This is a genomic window from Nodosilinea sp. E11 (genome assembly GCF_032813545.1).
Classification (GTDB): Bacteria; Cyanobacteriota; Cyanobacteriia; order Phormidesmidales; family Phormidesmidaceae; genus Nodosilinea.
This window is the reverse complement of the sequence record NZ_CP136520.1, coordinates 306,831-327,011: the sequence shown is the minus strand read 5'-3', so window position 1 is coordinate 327,011 and position 20,181 is coordinate 306,831. Positions and strand designations below refer to the sequence as shown.

The following is a 20,181-nucleotide window of genomic DNA, read 5'->3' as shown; positions in this document are numbered from 1 at the left end:
CGTCGTTTCACTGAAGGCCGGATTTCCTTGAGTGTCAGTGTCCAACACTGAGGCAGCAAACCACGTATAGCCATCACCCTTAGACTGTTTGAGAGAACGTCCTAGCCCGGTTGTCAATGGCTATGGTAGCCAAAATTTAAAGGGCTTTTCCCAAGATAGCTCTGCTTAGCCAAAACTCAATCGATGTGTGGAGGTATATTTCCAATTGTCCTTCTAACAGGTTGCTGATTGCGATTCGACTCTGGCGTCGGTTCTAGCGCCAGTGCCGTCCTCAGCCTTCACCAACGTGCAATGGGTTATCTCATCAGCGATTACTCAGCTGTGATGGAAGAGCGACACTCCCATCGCTTTCAAATGAACATTTCTCCATTTCCTTGGGAGTAAGCAGGTGCTGGGTAGAAGTGGATCAAACCCAGTGGTGTGGTGAGGATGTCAACCGTGTATGGCCACCTGGCTAGTGTCGCCACCAGGAGCCACAACCGTGAGCCCGCCGCTGTAGCTGCAATAGGGGGTGCGATCGCCTGAAATACTCCATGCTCTCCCGGCAGTGCTGGAATTGCCGCACTCCCTCCTTTGGCGTCCTGAAGCAAGACGGTTTTGCCTGGAAAGAGGCTCGTAATGCCTAACGGGCTACCGTTAACTGGCAATTCTCAGCCGCCAGTGCCCGCTCCCGATTAGCAAGGCTTTATCCCACTACAGCCTGTTTTAAGAATCTTGGCAGACTACTGGAAACGCCTATACATAGTCGCTATTCCTTGTGGCTCATTAATGTACTTGCCGCTCTTCAAAGGGCTGTAGGTCTCATTGTACAAGCACAAACTCTGAGGATTTTTAGAAATAAATTGCATCATTTTTCGATGGGCTTCACCTCTAAAAAAGCCTTTCAAGCTGCTGCCGGAACTCCAGTAGCTGACCATGACAACTTCATTCAAACCACAAATACCTGCTTTAACTTGTACACAGCCTTCTGCCTGTGCCGTAACGGTTCGAATCCACAGCAGGCTTTTCCAGAGCCAGAAAAAGCCTGGGCGATCGCGAGCAATAAACCCGTTCACAAAAACAACGACCTCAGGATGTTCGGGAAGATCAAGGTGGTAGACAGAATAATTCATCATGCCTCCTAAACAAGTCTTTAATTAGCAAAAAAGCCATACACTTTTCTGGTGGGATACGCCCACTCATGCATGAGCCAATGTATCGACGACTTATTGATATGGCACAGAGATTTTGCCAGATTTCCATGGAGTGTTATCGTCGCTAACATTAGATTAGCGCATGCGTGTTAACAGCGTCAACATTTTGTGGTAATGTTGACGCTGAAGCGATTTCAGGTGCTTTTAATGGCTAAAGCCCAGGCAAAACCGGCTTACCACCATGGCGACTTGCGCCAGGCTCTAGTCGATGCCGCCCTGGCCATCGTTGCCGAGCGGCAAGATGCCAGGGGTGTATCGCTGCGAGAGGTGGCGCGCCGAGTGGGGGTGTCTCAGGCCGCCCCCTATCGCCACTTTGCCGATAAGGAAGCCCTCTTAGCAGCGGTGGCCGAAGAGGGCTTTCAGCGGCTATTGGAAGATCTACAAGCGAATGGGTTGGCGGCGATCGCTGACCCGTTGCAGCGCCTGCGAGCTAGCGGGGTAGCCTATGTGGCGTTTGCGATCGCCCACCCGGCCCATTACAGAGTGATGTTTGGCGCGTTTCAGGCCGATAACCCGGCCTATCCCACGCTCAACGCCGTCGGTCGCGAGGCATTTACGGTGATGGTCGAGGCCATAGTGGCCGGGCAATCGGCGGGGCTGGTTAAGGCGGGCGACCCGCGTCAGCTGGCCTGGGTGACCTGGTCGCTGGTGCACGGTCTGGCTATGCTGCTGATTGAGCACCAGTTGCCCATTACTGAGCAGGCAGAGATCTTGTCGTTGGCTCAACTGGCCACTGCCACCCTGGTTGGCGGTCTACAACCCAGCGATCCAAGGCTGGGGCAACAGTAACTCTCCCGGTCATAGCCTGGGCCACAAGAACAAAGAGTGTTCCCGCCAGCACTCTTGGAGGCCCATCCTTTCGGTTAGGTACATCTCAGCCATACATTAGGAGAATAAACCAATCAGCAAATTCAAACTAAATCCGATGATGCCCCTCAAGCTTTAGCAACAGTTTGCACAATATCGCAGGTAGCTGCTTGGTACTCGCCGACCAGCAGCTAAATGAGGTCTTCTAACCTAAATAGGCCATTTACTTGAGGATATGCGGCTTACCTTTCACCCTCAACATCAGAACAATACAACTAAACATTTAGTACTTTGAGTCTGAAGTAATCCACCTATTTGCTGGGGCAAAAATCTTGATTGTCTTGAAATCTCCTCCCATACTTTTGCCTGCTGCCTTGCGGTACGAGCTACCTACGAAATGACCACGGAAGGTTTTATGATCCCTTACGTAACGTTAAACACCGAGCGTCTGCTGCTGCGTCCCCTCGTCGAGACCGATGCTGAGATGCTCTACACCATCTTTTCTGATACCGCCGTTATGCGCTATTGGAATACCGCACCCTGGGAACATGTAGGGGAGGCGAGGGATGCGATCGCTAACGATTTCGAAGCGCGTCGTATCGGCAGCTATTTGCAGCTCGGTATCGAGAAAAATGCCGATGCCCAGCTAATTGGCACCTGTACCCTATTTAACTTCAACCATCAGTGTCGGCGGGCGGAGTTGGGCTATGCCCTAGGACGCTCGGCCTGGGGGCGAGGTTTTATGCACGAGGCGCTATCGGTATTGATTGACTATGCCTTTGGCGAACTCAATCTGCATCGAATAGAGGCCGAAATTGATCCCAGGAACCAAGCCTCTGCCAAGACTTTAGAGCGCCTAGGCTTTCTCAAAGAGGGGCATCTGCGCGATCGCTGGATAGTCAGCGGTGAAGTGTCAGATTCTGACCTGTATGGTTTGCTGGTGAGCAATCGCCTCGGCTCAGTCTGTGGAGAACGGACATCAGGTCGCGCGGTGAGTGGTCTACGTACTAGATGGGTTGCTTAACCCTGCCATCTAGAAGAGAAAGAACATGTCTAGTTCAATTTAGAAAGAGTAGCAGCATGAAAGAATTGACCTACTTTGTCGCCTGTAGTGTCGATGGGTTCATTGCCCACCACGACGGCTCCCACGACGGCTTTTCTCAAGATGAAGCCTATCTAAACGACTTATTTAGCGACTTTCCTGAGACGGTGCCGACTCACTTTCGTGATGCTCTGGGTATCTCCAGTCAGAACAAGTGGTTTGACACGGTGCTGATGGGCCGCAAGACCTATGACGTCGGCCTTAAGGAAGGTGTGACTAGTCCTTACACCCACCTCAATCAGTTTGTGTTTTCGCGCAGTCTGCCCACTAGTCCCGATAAAAACGTGGAGCTAATCTCCAACGATGCCGTTGGATTTATATCTCGCTTAAAAGATCAGCCAGGCCAGGGGATTTGGCTCTGCGGTGGGGCAAATCTAGCGGCTACACTCTTTGCCCATCACCTAATCGATCGCCTGATCCTGAAGGTCAACCCATTTTTGATGGGGGCAGGTATTCCCCTGTTTGGGGGCGAGATTCAGCAAACGGCGCTGACGCTGTGCGATCGCAAGATCTACGACAACGGCGTGGTGCGACTTCACTACCGCCTGACGTAATGCCTTTGAAGATTTATTTCGTCTGCCCGCAAAATAGTACAAAAGAACTAAACTGTTTGGGCGGTTAGCCAATGTTGAACCAGCCGGTACCCACCATGTCTGAGTCAAGCAACCTTGCCCTGCGGCCCGCCATCCTGGCTGATGTGAGCCTACTTCGTCGTTGGGAGAAGCAGCCACACATCGCTGCCGCTGGTATTGATGACTGGGGCTGGGATGTCGAGCTAGCCCGCACCCCCGCCTGGCGCGAGCAGCTGATTGCTGAGCTAGATGGTCGCCCCATCGGCTTTATTCAAATTATTGACCCGGACCAAGAAGACAGCCACTACTGGGGGGATGTGGCCGATCACCTGCGGGCGATCGACATTTGGATTGGCGAACCCACCGAGTTGGGCAAAGGCTACGGTACCACCATGATGCGGCTGGCCCTGGCTCGCTGCTTTGCCGACCCCCAGGTCACGGCGGTGCTCATTGACCCGCTGACCAGCAACACCCGCGCCCACCGCTTTTACCAGCGCCTGGGGTTCACATTTTTGGAGCACCGCCGCTTTGGCGACGACGACTGCTCGGTCTAGGCGATAGACCGAGCCACCTGGTCTGAGTTCAACGTCCAGTCTCCCTAGCTGGGCAATACGTTGTTTGGGGTAAATATTGGTCGCCCTGTCGATTTTGCGTCCCGGCGTTCGACTAGTGGGTAGAGCCAGAGATGTCATTCATTCAAGGAGACCGTTATGCAAGTTAACCCTTACCTGATGTTCGATGGTCAGTGCGAAGCTGCTTTCAAGTTTTACCACCAGGTCTTAGGTGGAGAGCTTGGTGACATGATGACCTTTGCCGGTTCCCCCGCCGAGGCCGAAGTGCCCCCCGAGTTTGCCAACAAAATTATGCACACCCAGCTGACCTTTGGCGACTGGGCGATCATGGGGTCTGACTGTCCTCCGGGGCAGTACGATGCGCCCAAAGGCTTCTCGGTTTCCCTGCAAATTCCCGACCCCGATAAGGCCGAGCACATCTTTCAAGCCCTGGCCGAAGGCGGCACCATTCAAATGCCCCTTGAAAAAACCTTCTGGGCACAGCGGTTTGGCATGGCAATCGATAAATTTGGCATTCCCTGGATGATCAACTGCGAATAGACCCCGGTCGAGAAACCAGCTCGCTGACGGTCCATTGAGGAGATTTCTAAGCAAGCAACCCCCGATTTAGCTCAAACATTCTGGACGCTGTAGGGTGGGCAATGCCCACCATCAGAGAATCAGTTCTCTCAAAAGAATCTACGCAGCGCTTAACTTTTCACCGCATAAACCAGATGTCTGCATGTCATCGCTGGCTATGACACACAGGCATTCACCCTCAAAAGCGATCACTCAAGGAGAAACCCCATGACTACTACAACTGATCTACAACAAACCGAACCCGCAGTAGAACAGCCCACAAAAGCACACCAGTGGCTTCAACAACTTGTCGGCGATTGGACCTATGAAGTTGACGGCATGGCAGGCCCCGACCAGCCTATGGAAACCTCCACTGGAACTGAGAGCGTCAAGTCTGTGGGTGGCCTCTGGGTGGTCGCCGAAGGCCAGGGTGAAATGTGCGGTAGCCCCGCCACCACTATTATGACCCTTGGCTACAACCCTCAAACACAGCGCTTTGTCGGCACCTGGATGGGGTCGATGATGACCCACCTCTGGATTTACGACGGCGAACTTGACGCTGGTGAGCGGATGCTCACCCTGCATTCTGAAGGTCCATCTATGGCTGGTGAAGGTCAAATGGCCCAGTACAAGGACGTGATCGAATTCAAAAGCCCCGATCACCGGGTGCTGACCTCCTTTTGCCTGGGCGATGACGGCCAGTGGCAGCAGTTTATGACGGCCAACTACCACCGTCAGTAGCGGTTGCCTAAACAGTTCATCGAGTGCGTCACCCTCCGCGATGACGCACCCGATGAATCCCTTGCTTAGCCTTCATTAATTTTAGGTTTCTTGCTTTGCAATTCAGCGATCAGTAGTGGTTGCTTCTAGCTGCGGTTTGAACCAGGGCTCATCACCGTCAGGAGGTGTCATGCTTTATATATTTGCAGGTCTTCCAGGCACCGGAAAATCGTCCCTATCGTCTAGGTTGGCGGGCCAGCGGGGGGCGGTTTACCTACACATCGATACTATTGAGCAGTCGATGCGGCGGGCGGGCATCGACGATATTGGCCCTAAGGGCTACGGAGTGGCCTATGGCGTAGCGTTGGATAACCTGCGTCTAGGGGCAACGGTGGTGGCAGATTCCGTCAATCCTTTAGACATCACGCGAAGGGCCTGGCGCGAAACTGCCGATTTGGCCAACAGCCCTTTTGTGGAGATCGAGATCGTTTGCTCAGATACCAAGGAGCACCAGGCCCGAATCGAATCTCGAACGACCGACATTGCTGGTTTAAAACTCCCGACATGGCAGGATGTGCTCTGTCGAACCTATGCGCCGTGGCAGCCAGCCCCAATTGTGATTGACACCGCAGGCCGGTCAATTAAGCAGAGCATGGCCGAAATGATTGAATCATTGCGCCTCAAAGGGTACTGACTTTTCGTTCAGTAGAGTGCGCTATGGGGTTAAAGATTTGGCATTTTATTACCCTGCTGCTGTCGGCTCCTCCAAGCAAGCACTACACTGAATTATTTTTGCGCTGAGACAGAAAAAACTGATCGCAAGATTTTGACAGCAGCCCAGAAACTTGATAGCCGCAGATGAGGTGTTTACCTAAATTGAACTATTGAACAGCGTTGAATGTCCCCACTTTACTGATCTGCTATGGTCTTTAATGCACAAGAGATGATTGTTCCGCCGTCACCAGCGCTGCGGGGGGTGGTTAACCACTACTGGCTATGTTTAAATAACTCTAGCCCGGCCTACGTTGCGGTGCCTGATGGAGCCATAGATATCGCCTTTAGAGTTGACCGCACATCGATCGATAGCTGGGTCTACGGCACCACAACAGCCAGGGTAGATATTCCCTTAGATCAGCAGTGTCATTATTTTGGTATTCGCTTTAGGCCGGGGCAGAGCCGTCATTTTATTCAAGCTAGTGCTTATGAGTTGACCAACACCTATGAGGCTACTCAGGGGCTGCTCAAGTTTTCGCTGGAACGGTTCACTGAGGCGGTGCTGATGGGCAATATTGTGCAACATTTTAATCGGGTTTTAGAGGCCTATGTGGCCCAGCTGTCGCCCCGTCTGCAACCGATTGATCATGCCATTCGTTTGATTGAAGCAGCCCGCGGTGCGGTGCCCATTGGGGAAGCAGCAGAGATATTTGGGCAAAGTCATCGACAATTTGAGCGGGTTTTTCTAGAGACCGTCGGGATGCCTGCCAAGACGTTTGCCAGAATTATGCGCTTTCAACATACGGCTCAACGGCTGGCTTCTTCAGGTGAATTATCGTTGGCCCACATTGCTGCTGAGCTGAATTACTCTGACCAAAGTCATATGAGCCATGACTTTAAGCGCCTGGCAGGGCTATCGCCGAGGCAATTTTTTCAAACTCATGTCGCTTTTTTACAAGACCCTGACCGTGAACGGGTTCTAAACTAGGGCCTGCGTTTAGTCATTATGAGGAGACCCGTCTGTGAAACTGTGGTCTGGCATCATTACCGAAAAACTTGAAGCATCGAAAGCATTCTACAGTCGCCTGTTTAATTGTGAGGTGATTTACGATAGCGACTGGTTTGTTTTACTGCGTCTGGGACAAAGCGAGTTGGGGTTTATGCTGCCTAACCTCGAAGCCCAGACTCCCATCTTTCGGCCACCGTTTTTGGGCCAAGGGGTGTGGATAACAATTGATGTTAAAGATGCGAATGCCGAATATCAGCGTATTGCGGCAATGGAGGTACCAATTGAGGTGGAACTGCGGGATGAACCTTGGGGCGATCGCCATTTTGTCGTTATCGACCCCAACGGCATTGGGGTTGATATTGTGCAGCACCAGCCGCCCCCAGCATCGGCTCCTGAGAGTGCTGAACTTGTCCTCAACCATTAACCCATTTGAGGAGAATCTATGGAAATTACGGCTTCAGCTATTTCGCTCAACGTGAATGATGTAGCCGCATCGGCGGCCTTTGCAAAAGACCATTTTGGCTTTAAAGAAGACATGTCAGCCGATGGCTTTGTATCGCTCTCGCGGCCCGATGCTGGATTTAACCCTGACTGCCTGACAGAAGTAGGTGAAAGGCTTGAAACCTCGTGACGCGAGGGGAAAAGGGTGAGGTGACATGAGACGCTGAAATTTGCGTCATCTCAGGGTCTGTACCATGTCAGCCACCACCTGCCTCTATGATCAAGTGCTGCCACTGCTGCGTCAATATAGCCATCGCCGTGACCTGCGGCACCTCAAGGCGCTGGCTTGGATGGTGACCGCGCTGGTGTGCAGTGGTCAGTTGAGCCTACCGGAGTGGGAATCGTATGTACCCAGTCGCGCCCGCCAGGCGCAAAGCACCGAACGACGATGGCAGCGCTTCATGGGCAATCGTCGGGTCCGGGTCAAAAGTCTGTACGTGCCGTTGGTGCTAGCGGCCATCCATCGGTGGAAAGGGCGACGACTCTACTTGGCGCTCGATACCACGGTGCTGTGGAATCGCTACTGCATGATTCACTTGTCGGTGACCTGCTGCGGACGAGCGGTGCCCCTGCTGTGGCGGGTTTTGGAGCATTCGAGTGCCACCGTCAGTACGGAGCGATATCTCCCCCTGTTGCGGTTGGCCCATCGGCTGTTGCAGCCCTACCCTGATGTGATGCTGTTAGCCGACCGAGGGTTTGCCAACCATGACCTGCTGGAGTGGTTAAGCCAAAGTCGTTGGCACTATTGTTTGCGCTTACCCAGTGATGTGGTGGTCCATGGCCCCCGCCGTCATCCCATTGAAGTCGGCTATCTGTGGCCCCCCAAGGGCGAAGCCCGTTTCTATGAGGGCATTGGTCTGTGGACGGATGGTCGCTGGCGCTGCAACCTGGTGCTGGCTAACGTCAAAGGCGTCAAGGAGCCCTGGGCTGTCATCACCGATGAGCCGCCGTCCCTCAATACCCTGTGGCAGTATGCCCTTCGGTTTCGAGTCGAGGAGCTTTTCCTCGATTCAAAATCCGGGGTCTTTGAGCTAGAAGCCTCCGGCATTCGCTCGGCTCCAGCCCTCGAACGACTCTATCTCGTAGCGGCTGTCGCCATCCTCTATGGCACCACCCAGGGCATGGCCGTTCAGCTCGATGGCCTCCGCACTCAGGTTGACCCTCATTGGACTCGGGGCATCAGTTACCTCAAAATTGGCCTGCGCTGGCTCAAAGGAGCCGTCAACAAAGGGCGTTCGTTGCTCAAACCCATCCCCCTATTCACCGTTGACCCTGAACCCTGCTTTGCCTCTAAAAAAGCTGAAGTCCGGTACTATGACCGCATCTGGTTCTCTAGAATCCAGTCCTTGTGCTGCCAACTACCACCCTGGGAGGCCGTATAAAGATGTGTCAGGCAGTCAGGATTTAACCTGATCTTTTTGCACACCGAGCTAACCACCTTTAAACCAGTCTCTATGCGCGGGCATCGGGCCGATGGACTGCTGGTTGTTTTTGTTGTAGACGATATTGATCGCCAATACGCCCGACTACAAACCGAAGGAGTGACGATTACCACCCCCATTGAGACCGAAGCCTGGGGCGAACGATTCTTTCAGGTAACCGACCCCAACGGGGTGGTGATTCAGCTAGTGCAGTGGATGACACCTTCAACACAATGATTTGATCGACAGAAAGTTTGTTAGGCATAGATAACCACAATCCATCAGCAGGAGAAACTCGATGAAAAACAATCCGGTTGTTCATTTCGAAATTTACGTGCAAGACATGACGCGCGCCAAAGCGTTTTATGAAGCCGTGCTCGAAACCAAGCTTGAGCAAATGCCAAATTCGACTCCTGAGATAGAGATGGATATGTGGTTTTTTCCCATGGACAAAGAGCTTGGGATGACCCACTACGGCGCAGGCGGCATGCTGGTTAAGATGGATGGCTTTGCTCCTGGCGGCGGCGGCACTCTGGTTTATTTTGGCTGTGATGACTGTGCGGTGCAGGCCGACCGTGCTGCCGCACAGGGCGGCAGTATATTTCAGGCAAAAACATCTATCGGTGAACATGGTTTCTGCGCACTGGCTCATGATACTGAAGGTAATCTGATTGGATTTCACTCGATGAAATAATGCTTAATACGAAATCCGGCGTGGTCAACCCCGATTCGTAATTAGGAACCCCGTAGGGGCGTAGCATGCTACGCCCCTACAAACCGGGGGTATTCAATCAGGATTTGGCATAACAACAGCATTTAGTGGGCGGCGCTGCACGTCAGCCTGCTGCGTACTTCATTGTTGCGTTAGAGGGACTGTAGTCTTCACCATGAATGAACACAGCGTATGGCGAATTTCCTTAGCCCATAAAATTGCTCCTGCCTTTACTGCTAATCCAAAAGTTGAAGCGTGTTTCATCTTTGGCTCAGCAGTATTAGGGATTTCAGACCAGTATTCTGACCTTGAGTTGGCGTTTATCTGGTCACAACTGCCGTCTGACAAAGAATTACGAGCAAAAGCCCAAAGTGTTGGTGTCGCAGGCTGGGAAATTGAACCGTATGGGGAAGCGACACAGGGGTGGTTAGAGCAGTTCTATCTGTCTGGCATGAAAGTCGAAGCAGGTCATTGGGCGCGAGATACAATCGACAACATCGTGATTGATTTGGTTGAGCGTTACGATGTGTCACAAAACGGGCTTGTGTTTGAGAAGCAAGCGATCGCATTTCATCTTCAACGCGCAGTGGTTCTTCATGGCGAAGACAGCATCAAACAGTGGCAAACTCAGCTTTCTCCTTATCCTGAAGAACTTGCAGTTGCGATGGTTCAAAAGCATCTGAAGTTTCGCCCGTTTGATGGTCAACACATCTTGACAGATCGTCTTGAGATTCCGATGCTATACGAGAACAAGTGCGCCATTGTGCGAAGGCTGCTCAACATCCTGTTCGGGCTGAACCGCATTTATCATCCCGGCTTCAAGTGGACACGCTACTGGGCTGAAGAAATGAGCATCAAACCGTCTAATTTTTTCAACCGACTAGAGCGTGTTTTTCAAGCTGAAGCTGTAAGCGAAATTTATGAACTACGCCAACTGATTGAGGAAGTTCTCGATCTTGTAGAAAGGACATTGCCGCAAATTGATCTCAAGCAGCAGCGCGAGATATTGGATCGGACTTACCCCAGGTGGACGTTGCCCGTCGATGATTAAACTTCAAACGCTCAATAAACAGGCTAACAATCCCCATGCATCGGAACAAAGTCCAGTGATTGGTGAGTTGCAAAGTTTATCTGTGTCCGGTAATTGGGACCGTTGGACGGCACAGCGCCGACGCACCGTAATTGAGCCAAAGGCTGTTGCACAGAGTCGCTAATCTTCTAGCTGTATCAAGTTGAGTGCTGAAAAATTAACAAAAGGAGTTCCCAAGATGCAAGGGATTTGCCACTGCGGGCGCGTCGCTTGGACGCTCGATACACCACCCGAATCCGTCACGGCATGCAACTGCACGATTTGCCGCCGTTATGGCGTCCTCTGGGCCTACGGCTACATTGGCCATGACATCCGCACATCCGGCGAAACGACCAGTTATCGTCGGCCAGATGGTGGCACAATCGACTTCCACTTTTGCAAAACTTGCGGTTGCGTGACGCACTATGTCGCAACCGTTCCAAAGGAGGACGGACGACACTGGACAGCCGTCAATCTGCGGTTGACCGAGCCGGAGCCCATTGCTGATCTACCGATCGATCACTTCGATGGTCTTGACAGTTTCGCTGATTTGCCCCGCGACAGCCGTCGCGTTTCAGACATGTGGTTCTGAAACACCTTGTGTTTCTTTACTAGCCTGTCAGCAATTGTCATTCCTGGCTCTAAGCAGACAAAAGTGACGGAGGCAGAGTGCCGTCCAATCGGGATAGGGAGAATCCTTACGAATCCCCCCTCCCACCATCAGTTCAAAAAGCCGAAACAACATCATTCTAGGCACAATATTGCTGAGCTAATTACTGCATAAAGGAGTGGAATTCGACCCATGGTGATGATTGCATATCTGTATATCCTGAAAGTAATGGCAGCCCTTGGCTGTGGGTTAATTGCTGGAATATTCTTTGCCTTTTCAACTTTTGTGATGAAAGCTTTGGCGCAACAACCACCCGCCCAGGGTATTGCCGCGATGCAATCTATTAACGTTACGGTCATTGACCCCTGGTTTATGACTGCGTTTCTGGGTACAGGTGTTGTTTGTTTAATTTTAATTGTCTCTTCAATCTTCCGGTGGCAACAGCCTGGTGCGGCTTACTTGCTTGTCAGCGCTTTGTTCTATTTAATTGGTTGTTTTGGTGTCACAATGGTGTTCAATGTACCGCTAAATAATGCGCTAGCCGTTGCCAATCCCAACAGTCCTGAAGGGGCAAATCTCTGGACTAGCTATCTAACAAACTGGACATTCTGGAACCATGTTCGAACCCTTGCCGCATTCATAGCAGCAGCCTTATTTACGCTAGCGATCGGGACTCCATCACAACTGTAGTGTTCGCTGCGGTGAATTTGTGAATTTCACTACTTGAAAGGATAGGCGATGGGCAACTCCATTCGTTACCGTAATAATGTTCTGGCGTTGACCCAGGCTGAATGCGTGGCTACCCCGCTTCTACTGACCAAGCTGCACCAACCGTCGCCGCGATCGCACCTGGTGAGGCGCGATCGCATTCTGCAAACCCTTCAGCAGGGGTTGGGCAGCCGATTGATTTTGGTATCTGCCCCGGCCGGTTTTGGTAAGACGACAGCCCTGGGCGAGTGGGCGCAGCAGGTCCAACAGCCGGTAAGCTGGCTGGCCCTAGACGAGCGAGATAACGACCCTACTCGCTTCTGGAGCTATGTTGTAGCAGCGCTGCAAAAGGCGGATGGGCCGCTGGGGGAGGCCACGCTGTCGATGGTGCGATCGCCCGAACCAATTCCCTTTGAGGCGTTTTTGACGCCGCTCTTGAACGAGCTAGCCCAGCTGCAGAGTGAGCTAATTCTGGTGCTGGATGACTACCACGTGATCACAACTCCAGCTATCCACGAGGGACTGGGGTTTTTGCTGGAGCATTTGCCTGCGGGGTTGCGAGTGGCGATCGCCACTCGCACCGATCCACCCCTGCCCCTGGCCCGCTGGCGGGTGCGCTCGCAGCTGACGGAGTTGCGGGCCGCTGACCTCCGCTTTACCGAGGCCGAAGCCACCACTTTTTTGCAACAGTCTCTTCCGCAATCCCTCACCGAAGCCGAGGTGGCGACCCTCCAGCAGCAGACCGAGGGCTGGATTGCAGGACTACAGTTGGCCATGCTATCGCTCCGGGAATCGGCTAGACCAACGGCACTGCTAAAAACCTTTGGCGGCACCCAGCGATACGTTCTGGACTATCTGGTGGAGGAGGTGTTAGACCGTCAACCGCCCCCAGTGCGGCAATTTCTGCTGCGAACGGCAATTCTGGAGCAGCTGTGCGGTAGCCTCTGTGCCGCCGTGATGGATACAGCTACCGTCAGCGGCACTCAGGCCCTGGAGCAGCTAGAGCGGCAAAACCTGTTTGTGGTGCCGCTGGATGACGAGCGCACCTGGTATCGCTACCATCACCTGTTTGCCGAGGCCCTGCGCCACCAGCTCCAGCGGGAGGAACCGGATCTGGTTTTGGACTATCACCGCCGCGCGGCCCAGTGGTATGAGCGCCAGGGCTACATCGCCGATGCCCTGCACCATGGGATCGCCGCCCGTGCCTTTGACTACGCCGCCCAGCTGATCGAGCAGGAAATGCAGACCAGCGAAAACCCGCGACTGGATGCCATCGTGCTAAGTGATGCCCTGGCGGCGTTACCCTCCGACCTGGTTCAGGCCCGTCCCTGGCTGCTGGCGGCAAAGTCCTGGGTGGGGTTTACCGCTTCCCAGTTCGCCGAGGCGGTTGCTGTGATTGAACAGATGGAGCAACTGCTGGAGGAGAACACATCCGAGACGGAAAACCCTGATCAGCTCTGGGGATTGGTGGTCGCTCTAAAGGGAATGAAGGCCCGGCAGCAGGGGAATAATATTGAGTCAGTCGCCTTGATGGAAAAGGCACTGCAACTGTTACCCCAAAACTATTCCTGGTTGCGATCGCTCATCCTTCTCAATCTGGGCGTCACCTATTTTGTCGATGACAACTACAATGCCGCCCGACGGTTGCTGCCGGAGGTCAGTCGAATTGGTCGTGTGCGGGGGGCGGCAGATCCGGCGATCGCGGGGCTCTACCTGCAGGCCCAGTTTCTCGCCCTGCGCGGACAGCTCGCTAAAGCTACCGCCCTCTGCCAGCAGGGCCTGGACCTGGCCACCGAACGGCGCTGGCTCGCCACCTATGCCGGAGTCCTGGTTCAGGTGGCTTTAGCCGATCTGCTGCGGCAGCAAAACCAGCTAGAGGCCGCCGCCGACCATCTCAGCCAAAGCATCGATCGCGCCATTGAAAACCAGCAGCCCGGCCTGATGATGGGCTACATCACCCTGGCGCGGGTGCGTCAGGCCCAGGGAGATTTGGCGGCGGCCTGGGCAGCGATTCGTCAGGCCGAACGCTGTCAGGTCTGGCTTTGGCCAACCATTCCTCCTGTCGCAGCCTGCAAAGCTCGGCTGTATGTAGCTGAGGGCAATGTCAGTGCCGCGATCGCCTGGGTGGAGAGTTGCGGACTGACTGTAGACGATGACCTGCACTACAACACCACCAAGAGATGTCCTACCGCCGCTGAACTGATCTACTTAACCTATGCCAGGGTGCTGCTGGCCCAGGGCCGGCAGACCGCATCGGCCCCGCTACAAGCAGCCCTGCGATTGCTCACCCGCCTGCAAGCCCAGGCCCAAGCGGGCGGGCGCACCCTGCGCCTGATAGAGACGCTGCTGTTGCAGGCGCTGATTTGGCAGGTACAGGATGAGCGATCGCGCGCATTAGACTGCCTGCAACAGGCACTAGCTATCCCCCATCAGGACAGCGATATTCGTCTGTTTTTAGATGAAGGCAAAGCGATGGCAGACCTGCTTTCCTGCGCTGCTTCCAAACGGGTTGAGACTAAGGAAGTAGCGAGATTGCTGGCAATCTTTGAGATGCAGGCAGCCCAGGAACCTGCTGCGGTTCAGCCGTTGGTGGAACCCCTAAGCGATCGCGAACTGGAGGTATTAACCTATCTAGCGACGGGCATGACCAACCAGGCGATCGCCGATAAGCTATACGTCAGCCTCGCCGCCGTCAAATGGCACGCCCGCAACATCTACGGCAAATTAGAAGTGGCCAATCGCACCCAGGCCGTCGCCAGAGCCAGGGATCTAGGGTTGCTGCCCTAGCTTCAGTTTCTATCCTTTTGGTTAGGGTCGTTCAGGGGCGACCTCGATAGACTAAATTTACTCCACAAACTGACTCCTACAAGCGAGATAGACCGCGAAAGTGATGATTGATCATGTTGGCATCAACGTTAGCAATTTTGAGAAAAGTAAAGCGTTTTATGCGAAGGCTTTAGCCCCCCTGGGTTATCAATTTTTAAGCGAGTTTAGTGCCTCTCCTACTAACTCTGCCGCAGGTCTTTTTGGTGTAGAAGGGAATCCAGATTTTTGGGTTGGCCAAGGAGATGTCAATACCCCTCGACTTCATATTGCTTTTCGGGCCGAAAGCCATGAGGTAGTGCAGGCATTTTACACCGCTGCGTTAGAAGCAGGGGGACAAGATAACGGTGCTCCGGGTCTACGAACTCACTACCACCCCAATTATTATGGTGCCTTTGTCTTAGATCCCGATGGACACAACATTGAGGCTGTGTGCCATGGGCCTAGTTGATCACAACGCTGGTGATCTGGGCCAAAGTACAGCAGGCATTTCTCTATGGAAAAACAGATTGTTTATCTTTTTGTGTTCGATACCCTGGCCGATTGGGAGACGGGTTATGCGATCGCAGCCATCAACAACCCAGCCCACCAAAAACATCCCGGACGCTACGGCGTACAAACGTTGGGGCTAACCAGTGACCCCATCACCACCATCGGCGGCATGACTATTCTGCCCGATGTATCCCTAGATGAAGTGGAGGCCGGTGCCATGCTGATTTTGCCCGGTGGGGAAGCCTGGGATGAGGGCAAAAATACCCAGATCTTAGAAACAGCCAAGGCTTTTCTACAAGCAGGCATCCCTATCGCAGCAATCTGTGGAGCGACCGCCGGACTGGCCCGCGCCGGGCTTCTAGATGACAGACCCCATACCAGCAATGCTGCCGAATACCTGCAAGCCACCGGCTATCGAGGTGCAGCCCATTACCAAAGCCAGCCTGTCGTCACCGCCGACAACGTGATTACAGCCAATTCAACGGCTCCCATCGAATTTGCCTACCACATCTTTAAAGCGCTCGATCTGTACGACGAGCCCGTTTTAGACGCCTGGTTTGGCCTCTTTAAGACCGGTGATCCGGCTTACTATTTCACGCTACAGCAGCTCACCACCCCACCTCAACCTTAGCGGAGGAACCGATGAAAGCAATTATCCGGCAACACTTTGAATCAGAACTTGCTAGGGCAAAATCGGCCACGGCAGAGCAAGACTTTGAAGCGGCTTGGACGGCTCTCCAGCGGGCTCACCTGCTGGGTCAGAGAGATGCGATCGCTCACACCATTGCCCACTGGCACATGTTCACCCTGGCCTGGCAACAACAGGATTTCAAGGAAATAAAAGGACAACTCATGCCGACCTTGCTGGCTTTTCCTCTCACACTTCTGCTTGGGCAAGTAAGACAGTTAAGAGGCGGTAAGGCTAATCCTAATTATGTGGACAATAGTTCAATTCCTGAGGACATTCAGCAGCTTCTACAGCAGTAAACAGGTCATTTATGTCTGGCCAACTATCCTCCTGACTATCCATTAGATCAGGGATTTAATTGAGATAGAGAGCGACTTTGTAATTACAGTCGCACTACTCGGAGATTGATCAATGGAATGGACAGTTGGTTGGTGGCAAGTCTCAGTTCAACGGGTTTATCCCACTAACTTAGGACTCGCCAAAACCTACAATCAGGCTGCGGGATGGTGGCACCAGCACCTTCAACTTCTGGGCTATGGTCGGGCGTACCGACAGCTTTGGCGATCGCTACGCAAAGGAGGTTATTTGCCCCATGGATTTGAACCTAAAATTCTCTGCGATTGCGGTATTGGCACCGCCGCCTTCAGCCTGGCTGCTCATAGTCAAACTCGACGAGGGGTATATCTTCGCCGCTCAATGTACTTGTGGTAGAACCTGCCGAAAAAAATATGGTTGACCTGTCGATTTGATGACTCCCGGTTCGACTACTTCATACAGCAGAACATTATCGTTGAACAGATTTACAAACCTGTTAACCCACTCAATTAGATTGACCATTATGCAGAAAGTTGTTCCCTGTCTATGGTTTAGTGGCGACGCCGAAGACGCCGCACAGTTTTATGTTTCGCTGCTTCCCGGTTCGAGCATCGACCGAGTCTTGAAATCGCCGACTGACACACCGAGCGGGCCTGCCGATACCGTGCTGACCGTCGAATTTACGTTGGCAGGGGTGAAATATATGGGGCTAAACGGCGGCCCGCAGGTTCCATTTACTGAAGCCGTGTCGTTCCAGATCTACTGCGACGATCAGGCTGAAGTTGACAGGCTATGGGCTGCCCTTGCGGATGGTGGCTCAGAAGTTGCCTGTGGCTGGATCGAAGATCGCTGGGGGCTTTCCTGGCAGATCGTTCCAACCCGACTGATCGAATTGCTTAATGATTCTGACCGGGAACGCGCTCGACGAGCCCAGGAGGCCATGATGCAGATGGTCAAGATTGACATCGCCGAGATTGAGCGGGCTGCCGACGAGCAGAATTAGTCGGAATACGGCCTCCGATCACGCTTCAAAACGGTAATGAGCACGGTCTCTGGCAGTTGTAATCGATAGGAGCAGGACATGGAAACTCAGGAAGTGTATCGCGGTCGTTTGATCGACCACATTCAGCTAGTCGTGCAAGACCTTGCCGCCAGTCAGACATTCTACACAGCGATCTTCGATGCCCTGAATATTCCGATGGGCGGCACCGGTGATGGATTCTTTTGGGCGGATGAGCTGTTCGTTTCAACCTCCAACAGTGAAGCTGCGCAGGGGATACTCACCGGACGCCATCACTTAGCGTTTCAGGCCCGCGATCGCGCCATGGTAGACGCGTTTTATCAAGCGGCTCTGGCTCACGGCGGTAGAGATAACGGTGCCCCTGGAGAGCGCGGGTACCACCCAGGCTATTACGCCGCCTTTGTTCTAGATCCTGACGGTAACAACATTGAAGCTGTTTACCATGGCGAAGCGAATCGCAGCACACCTGCCGTACGCATCACGTTCTAGGCCGTTGGGCTAGTTTGCAAATCAGTTTAGCAACGACGGGAGTGCTCCCATGAGAAGGCTGATTGTATCTACGTTTGTGTCGCTTGACGGCGTCATGCAGGCACCCGGTGGCCCAGAAGAAGATCCAACGGGTGGTTTTACCCTGGGCGGCTGGATGTGGAATTTATCGGACGAGAGCATGGACCTCTCAGCAGCGGGTTTCGACGGTAGCGATCGGGAACTGGTGCTCGGTCGTAGAACCTATGAGATATTCGAAGCGTACTGGCCCTACCAGCCCGACGACCACCCGATCGCAAAGACGTTCAATGCCACCAAAAAGTACGTGGCTTCGCGCACCTTGACGACGCTCCATTGGCACAACTCGACCCTGCTTTCCGGCGATGTCGTCTCGGCCATCATTGCGCTCAAAGCCCAACCCGGCCCTGACCTGCAAATTATCGGCAGCAGCCATTTGATTCAAACACTACAGCCCGCATCCCTGATAGACGAGTACAACCTGTGGACTTTCCCAGTGGTGCTGGGGCGAGGCAAGCGTCTCTTGGGCGAGACGGCCAAGCCCTTTGCGCTGCGACTCGTGCGCTCTCAGGTTTCGACCACTGGCGTGGTGATGAGCACCTATGTACCCGATGGTGATATCCAGCCCGATGCGATGGCCCTGGGCCAGTCTTTGACCAGCGCGAGTACCGGGCCGAGTGAGAAAGAGTTAACTCGACGCCAAAAGATGGCGAATGAAACGTGGTGATATTAGGAGAAGACAGACATGAACCCAGGCATTCTTAGCACCACCGGCACCCCGCAGACGCAGCGGTTTTACCATGGCACACGGGCTGAGCTGAAGCTAGGAGATCTGATCAAGCCCAGCCATCTTCCAGACGTTGGTGAGCGGGACAGGATGACGCCCTATGTCTACCTGACTCCAAATCTGGATGCAGCTATATGGGAGGCAGAACTTGCGATCGGCGACGGTCCCGGCAGAGTTTACAGAGTAGAGCCGACTGGTCAAATTGAAGATACCTCCAACCTGATCGATTACCAGTCTCCTGGACATCCGTCGATGTCATGGCGCTCCCCCGAGCCGTTGCGGGTTACAGGCGAGGTTACGGATTGGCCGCTTTACCACGGCACTCGGGCTAATCTAAAACCAGGGGATTTGATTCAGCCAGGTTACGTCCCCAACTTCGGCAATAGGGACAGGACCACCCCCCATGTCTATCTTACCCGCACGCTGGATGCCGCCACCTGGGGAGCGGAGCTAGCGGTCGGTGAAGGTCCCGGCAGAATTTACCTCGTGGAACCGACCGGCCCAATTGAAGAAGACCCCAACCTGACCAATCAGAAGTTTCGGGGCAATCCGACCAAGTCATTTCGATCGCGTGAGCCGCTGAGGGTTACAGGCGAGATCACCGATTGGCAGGGGCACTCGCCGGAAGCGGTAAACGCTATGAAGGATGGTCTAGCACGGCTTGAGCGCCTGGGGGTTGAGCCGATAGACGACTGAACAATTTTCTAATACCCCAAAAACCATTGACCTGTCGATTTAGACGTTCTCTGTTCGACTAAGCAATAGAGCCAGGGTTGAGGCTCTGTTCACTCTGGCGCTAAGCACCAAAAAACATTCAACAGGAGACTTCACCATGAAAGTTATGGTTCTCGTCAAAGCCACCTCCGACTCTGAAGCGGGGGTTATGCCCACCGAAGCGATGCTGACCGAAATGGGCCAGTTCAACGAAGAACTGGTCAACGCCGGAATAATGCTGGCTGGTGAAGGACTACATCCCAGTTCTAAGGGAGTGCGGGTGCAGTTTTCTGGCAAAAACCGCACTGTTACCGATGGCCCCTTTACCGAAACCAAGGAACTGATTGCTGGCTTCTGGATTTGGCAGGTGCCGTCGATGGCAGACGCGATCGCCTGGGTCAAGCGCAGCCCCTTTCAGGACGGCGAAGTCGAAACTCGCCCCGTTTTTGCCGATGAAGACTTTGGCGAAGCGTTTACCCCAGAACTGCGGGAGCAGGAAAACCGCCTGCGGGTCGAAATGGAACGGCAGAGTTCAAGCTAGACGATTAACCTTTGACCATTACATTGAC

At 53.5% G+C, this 20,181-nt stretch carries 24 protein-coding genes and 2 pseudogenes; 25 read left to right on the top strand and 1 reads right to left on the bottom strand.

The window, feature by feature from the left end; genetic code table 11:
• Positions 1-722: 722 nt before the first annotated feature.
• Complete coding sequence (locus RRF56_RS03965; protein WP_317036329.1) at positions 723-1,115, bottom strand: monooxygenase family protein; 393 nt, start codon at positions 1,113-1,115, stop codon at positions 723-725.
• A 225-nt stretch (positions 1,116-1,340) separates the two neighbouring features.
• Here RRF56_RS03965 and RRF56_RS03960 point away from each other — a divergent pair, with 225 nt between their 5' ends.
• The 25 genes and pseudogenes from RRF56_RS03960 (at position 1,341) to RRF56_RS03835 (ending at position 20,153) form a co-directional block, all read left to right on the top strand.
• Complete coding sequence (locus RRF56_RS03960) at positions 1,341-1,982, top strand: TetR/AcrR family transcriptional regulator (RefSeq protein ID WP_317036328.1); 642 nt, start codon at positions 1,341-1,343, stop codon at positions 1,980-1,982.
• A 433-nt stretch (positions 1,983-2,415) separates the two neighbouring features.
• Positions 2,416-3,024, top strand: a complete 609-nt coding sequence (locus RRF56_RS03955; RefSeq protein WP_317036327.1) for a GNAT family N-acetyltransferase — start codon at positions 2,416-2,418, stop codon at positions 3,022-3,024.
• Positions 3,025-3,080: 56 nt separating this feature from the next.
• Positions 3,081-3,656, top strand: a complete 576-nt coding sequence (locus tag RRF56_RS03950; RefSeq protein WP_317036326.1) for a dihydrofolate reductase family protein — start codon at positions 3,081-3,083, stop codon at positions 3,654-3,656.
• A 95-nt stretch (positions 3,657-3,751) separates the two neighbouring features.
• Complete coding sequence (locus RRF56_RS03945; RefSeq protein WP_317036325.1) at positions 3,752-4,228, top strand: GNAT family N-acetyltransferase; 477 nt, start codon at positions 3,752-3,754, stop codon at positions 4,226-4,228.
• Positions 4,229-4,384: 156 nt separating this feature from the next.
• On the top strand, positions 4,385-4,786 hold the full coding sequence (locus RRF56_RS03940) for a VOC family protein (protein ID WP_317036324.1): 402 nt from the start codon (positions 4,385-4,387) through the stop codon (positions 4,784-4,786).
• Between the two features lie 246 nt (positions 4,787-5,032).
• Positions 5,033-5,545: a DUF1579 domain-containing protein gene (locus RRF56_RS03935; RefSeq protein ID WP_317036323.1), complete on the top strand. Its 513-nt coding sequence runs from the start codon at positions 5,033-5,035 to the stop codon at positions 5,543-5,545.
• 169 nt (positions 5,546-5,714) lie between these two features.
• Positions 5,715-6,218, top strand: a complete 504-nt coding sequence (locus RRF56_RS03930) for an AAA family ATPase (RefSeq protein WP_317036322.1) — start codon at positions 5,715-5,717, stop codon at positions 6,216-6,218.
• Positions 6,219-6,446: 228 nt separating this feature from the next.
• Positions 6,447-7,226, top strand: coding sequence for a helix-turn-helix domain-containing protein (locus RRF56_RS03925; RefSeq protein WP_317036321.1), 780 nt, complete (start codon positions 6,447-6,449; stop codon positions 7,224-7,226).
• 34 nt (positions 7,227-7,260) lie between these two features.
• Positions 7,261-7,671 (top strand): VOC family protein, encoded by a 411-nt coding sequence (locus tag RRF56_RS03920; RefSeq protein ID WP_317036320.1) that lies wholly within the window; start codon positions 7,261-7,263, stop codon positions 7,669-7,671.
• Between the two features lie 18 nt (positions 7,672-7,689).
• Positions 7,690-7,833, top strand: a pseudogene (locus RRF56_RS03915) (glyoxalase); the annotation flags it as partial.
• Positions 7,834-7,942: 109 nt separating this feature from the next.
• Positions 7,943-9,130 (top strand): transposase, encoded by a 1,188-nt coding sequence (locus RRF56_RS03910; RefSeq protein WP_317033614.1) that lies wholly within the window; start codon positions 7,943-7,945, stop codon positions 9,128-9,130.
• Positions 9,131-9,145: 15 nt separating this feature from the next.
• Positions 9,146-9,406, top strand: a pseudogene (locus RRF56_RS03905) (VOC family protein); the annotation flags it as partial.
• Between the two features lie 61 nt (positions 9,407-9,467).
• Positions 9,468-9,863 (top strand): VOC family protein, encoded by a 396-nt coding sequence (locus RRF56_RS03900; protein ID WP_317036317.1) that lies wholly within the window; start codon positions 9,468-9,470, stop codon positions 9,861-9,863.
• Between the two features lie 193 nt (positions 9,864-10,056).
• Positions 10,057-10,932 (top strand): DUF4037 domain-containing protein, encoded by an 876-nt coding sequence (locus RRF56_RS03895; RefSeq protein ID WP_317036316.1) that lies wholly within the window; start codon positions 10,057-10,059, stop codon positions 10,930-10,932.
• Positions 10,933-11,365: 433 nt separating this feature from the next.
• Positions 11,366-11,542 carry a hypothetical protein gene (locus RRF56_RS03890; protein WP_317036315.1) on the top strand — a complete coding sequence of 59 codons (177 nt, stop codon included), beginning with the start codon at positions 11,366-11,368 and terminating at the stop codon, positions 11,540-11,542.
• A gap of 210 nt (positions 11,543-11,752) precedes the next feature.
• Positions 11,753-12,250: a DUF1772 domain-containing protein gene (locus RRF56_RS03885; RefSeq protein WP_317036314.1), complete on the top strand. Its 498-nt coding sequence runs from the start codon at positions 11,753-11,755 to the stop codon at positions 12,248-12,250.
• A gap of 48 nt (positions 12,251-12,298) precedes the next feature.
• Positions 12,299-15,055 carry a LuxR C-terminal-related transcriptional regulator gene (locus RRF56_RS03880; protein ID WP_317036313.1) on the top strand — a complete coding sequence of 919 codons (2,757 nt, stop codon included), beginning with the start codon at positions 12,299-12,301 and terminating at the stop codon, positions 15,053-15,055.
• 103 nt (positions 15,056-15,158) lie between these two features.
• Positions 15,159-15,542 (top strand): VOC family protein, encoded by a 384-nt coding sequence (locus tag RRF56_RS03875; protein ID WP_317036312.1) that lies wholly within the window; start codon positions 15,159-15,161, stop codon positions 15,540-15,542.
• 45 nt (positions 15,543-15,587) lie between these two features.
• Positions 15,588-16,214: a type 1 glutamine amidotransferase family protein gene (locus RRF56_RS03870; protein WP_317036311.1), complete on the top strand. Its 627-nt coding sequence runs from the start codon at positions 15,588-15,590 to the stop codon at positions 16,212-16,214.
• 11 nt (positions 16,215-16,225) lie between these two features.
• Positions 16,226-16,570, top strand: coding sequence for a DUF3703 domain-containing protein (locus RRF56_RS03865; RefSeq protein ID WP_317036310.1), 345 nt, complete (start codon positions 16,226-16,228; stop codon positions 16,568-16,570).
• A 539-nt stretch (positions 16,571-17,109) separates the two neighbouring features.
• A complete protein-coding gene (locus RRF56_RS03860) occupies positions 17,110-17,589 on the top strand; it encodes a VOC family protein (RefSeq protein WP_317036309.1) in 480 nt (159 codons plus the stop codon).
• 78 nt (positions 17,590-17,667) lie between these two features.
• Positions 17,668-18,096 carry a VOC family protein gene (locus RRF56_RS03855; protein WP_317036308.1) on the top strand — a complete coding sequence of 143 codons (429 nt, stop codon included), beginning with the start codon at positions 17,668-17,670 and terminating at the stop codon, positions 18,094-18,096.
• Between the two features lie 49 nt (positions 18,097-18,145).
• A complete protein-coding gene (locus tag RRF56_RS03850; protein ID WP_317036307.1) occupies positions 18,146-18,838 on the top strand; it encodes a dihydrofolate reductase family protein in 693 nt (230 codons plus the stop codon).
• 18 nt (positions 18,839-18,856) lie between these two features.
• Positions 18,857-19,594: an NAD(+)--rifampin ADP-ribosyltransferase gene (gene arr / locus RRF56_RS26350; protein ID WP_410510532.1), complete on the top strand. Its 738-nt coding sequence runs from the start codon at positions 18,857-18,859 to the stop codon at positions 19,592-19,594.
• A gap of 136 nt (positions 19,595-19,730) precedes the next feature.
• The gene (locus RRF56_RS03835) at positions 19,731-20,153 is read left to right on the top strand and encodes a YciI family protein (RefSeq protein ID WP_317036306.1); all 423 of its coding nucleotides are present in this window, start codon (positions 19,731-19,733) and stop codon (positions 20,151-20,153) included.
• Positions 20,154-20,181 lie beyond the last annotated feature (28 nt).